1 pseudogene is annotated in these 451 nt (G+C 81.8%); it reads left to right on the plus strand.

Going from position 1 to position 451, the window contains the following annotated elements:
- Positions 1 to 451 (plus strand): annotated as a pseudogene (locus tag FJV41_RS53320) (hypothetical protein); the annotation flags it as partial.

The raw sequence follows: 451 nt of genomic DNA on the forward strand, positions 1-451 counted from the left end.
CCCTCCGGGGTGCCCGGGCCTGCCCGGGCCGAGAGGGGGCCTGGACGTCGCCGGCGAGCTGCTCGAGCTCCGGGCGCCGCGCCTGGACGTCGCCTGGGCCTCTCCGGGGTGCCCGGGCCTGCCCGGGCCGAGAGAGGCCCTGGACGACGCCTGGCGCGGCTCGGGGGACGCGACAGGGGGCTTCCCTGCCCCCGACGCCTTCCCGGCGTGGACGACGCCCGGGCCCGCCGGGCACCCGCGCCTGGCGCGGGTCGAGCGGGGCCGTGGACGTCGCCCGCCGGCTTCATCCTCACACCCTCGACAGCCGCCTGGACGGCGCCGGCTCCCTCCGGGGTGCCCGGGCCTGCCCGGGCCGAGAGGGGGCCTGGACGTCGCCGGCGAGCTGCTCGAGCTCCGGGCGCCGCGCCTGGACGTCGCCTGGGCCTCTCCGGGGTGCCCGGGCCTGCCCGGG

The organism is Myxococcus llanfairpwllgwyngyllgogerychwyrndrobwllllantysiliogogogochensis (genome assembly GCF_006636215.1).
Lineage (GTDB): Bacteria > Myxococcota > Myxococcia > Myxococcales > Myxococcaceae > Myxococcus > Myxococcus llanfairpwllgwyngyllgogerychwyrndrobwllllantysiliogogogochensis.